Annotated in this window: 3 protein-coding genes; all 3 read left to right on the top strand. The window is 36.7% G+C overall.

All coding sequences use genetic code 11. From position 1 onward, the window contains the following. Positions 1-674 (top strand): hypothetical protein (locus ACQR30_RS14750; RefSeq protein WP_429736459.1); only part of this gene is annotated, 674 nt, incomplete at its 5' end. A gap of 189 nt (positions 675-863) precedes the next feature. Continuing rightward, positions 864-1,259 carry a hypothetical protein gene (locus ACQR30_RS14745; protein WP_429736458.1) on the top strand — a complete coding sequence of 132 codons (396 nt, stop codon included), beginning with the start codon at positions 864-866 and terminating at the stop codon, positions 1,257-1,259. A 27-nt stretch (positions 1,260-1,286) separates the two neighbouring features. After that, positions 1,287-2,075, top strand: coding sequence for a competence protein CoiA (locus ACQR30_RS14740; RefSeq protein WP_429736456.1), 789 nt, complete (start codon positions 1,287-1,289; stop codon positions 2,073-2,075). Positions 2,076-2,109 lie beyond the last annotated feature (34 nt).

Raw genomic sequence — 2,109 nt, 5'->3', positions numbered from 1 at the left:
AAATACTTCGGAAGAACAACTTGCTATCATCACTTGGGGTTCCAATTAAAAAGAAAAACGGCATTGCGGAAACATTTTCTGTACCTAATCCGAAACTCAAAGAAAAAATTATCGTAAAGCCAATAGTTTATGAAAAAGACTTCAAACCAGAGCCTGCACTTGATGACAACAACTATCAAAAGATTTTGAAAATTATTAATGATGTTGGAAAGAATTTTGAGAGGTTGCCTTCAACATACAAGGGGAAAAGTGAAGAAGATATTCGTGACCATATTTTGCTAATCTTAGACCCAAATTTTGAATTAGGAAGTGCTGGTGGTGAAACTTTCAATAAAATTGGGAAGACCGATATTTCTTTACGCTATGATAGTAGTGTGGTATTTGTAGCAGAGTGTAAATACTGGAAAGGCGAAAAAGTATTTCTTAAAACTATTGACCAACTTTTAGGCTACCTCACTTGGAGAAATTCAAAAGTTTCAGTCATTAATTTTGTTCAGAATGCTGAATTTACTGATGTTTTAGAAAAGGTAAAGTTATCTATCAAAAAACACCCTAACTATTTGAAAGAGTTAAGACAAAGTGATGAAACTTGGTTTAACTACAAATTTCATCTTACTGGTGACAGAAATAGAGAACTTGATTTAGCAGTCATATCTTTTCATTTACCGAAATAAAACGGCATACAACGGCCAGTTTGGCAAAATGGCGGGCTAACGCCTCCGTTTGAAAGTTTTGTACTAAATTTACGTTCTGTCTTCGCTCGGAAGTTTAGTGGTGAAAATCCGCCACTTCGGCAAGCTGGTCAAACGTTGTGTGTCAGCATAGACGACCACCCACAATAAAAATCTAACAAAACAACGGATATGAAGACATTCTTTCTGACATTAACTTTTGCATTTACGGCAATGCTAACTTTTGCTCAAAGCACATCCCATCCTCCGATTCAGAACATTTCTACGGATAGCACCGTTGTGTATCGGCTTTTTGCAACACCAAATATGTATAATTTTATAAAATTAAATACAAGAACAGGGCAAATGTGGCAAGTCCAATGGGGTACAGAAAGCAAGCATCGCTTCGAGACTATATTATCAAACGTCTCTTTGGTATCTGAGGACGAGGAAAAAAATGGTCGATTCTTTCTTTATCCAACAACAAATACCTATAATTTGATTTTGCTCGACCAAATTGACGGAAGAGTATGGCAAGTCCAATGGAATTTTGACGCAGAAGATAGAATGGTAATTCGGATATATTAAATTTGGTTTAAGACAAGTTGATAGATTATGAGGTTTGCATTACTTGATAAAAATCGTGTTGAAGCACAACCAAAGCAACAAGGAATTTGTCCTAATTGTTCGCAATCCGTTATTGCCAAATGTGGCAAACAAAAAATTTGGCATTGGGCACATCGCAGTATTACTTTTTGCGACAGTTGGTGGGAGCCAGAAACCGAATGGCATCGCAATTGGAAAAACAATTATTCTGCCGATTGGCAAGAAATTTCTTTGCTTGACAAAATAACGGGCGAAAAGCATATTTCAGATATTCGGACGACTCATAACCTCATAATAGAATTTCAACATTCAGCGATAAAGCCCGAAGAAAGAATTTCTCGTGAGAAGTTTTATAAAAATATGGTTTGGATAGTTGATGGTACACGCCTAAAAAGAGATTATCCTCGTTTTCTTAAAGAATGGAAAAATAATGGAATCAGTGACGTTTACAACACAGACAAATCGGGAATATTTGAGGTTGGGTTTCCAGAATATTGTTTTCCATCCGCTTGGCTTAAAAGTTCTGTGCCTGTTATCTTTGATTTTCGAGGAGACGGTTCTATGGACGATTCCGAAGGCTTGCGAAATACCCTTTATTGTTTATTTCCACAAGTTGGAAGACGTGCCAGAGTTACAGAGATTTCACGCAAAGCTTTCATAAATACAACCACAAATGGAGAATGGACTTCACGAGTTCGAGAATTTATCAATGACTTTAGAAGACAAGACGAAATAAAGCAAAAAGAACAGCAACAAACAGTATTTCACTCATCAAATTGGAAAACCCACTTAAATTGACCCCCTCCCGCCATTTGAAACTGACCCCCGTCTG

The organism is Arachidicoccus sp., assembly GCF_050436765.1.
Classification (GTDB): Bacteria; Bacteroidota; Bacteroidia; order Chitinophagales; family Chitinophagaceae; genus Arachidicoccus.
Note: the sequence above shows the minus strand (reverse complement) of the source record. Positions and strands in the feature narration are given on the sequence as shown.

Coding starts and splice junctions, on each gene's coding strand:
- ACQR30_RS14745 (WP_429736458.1), top strand. CDS start 864: ATGAAGACATTCTTTCTGACATTAACTTTTGCATTTACGGCAATGCTA.
- ACQR30_RS14740 (WP_429736456.1), top strand. CDS start 1,287: ATGAGGTTTGCATTACTTGATAAAAATCGTGTTGAAGCACAACCAAAG.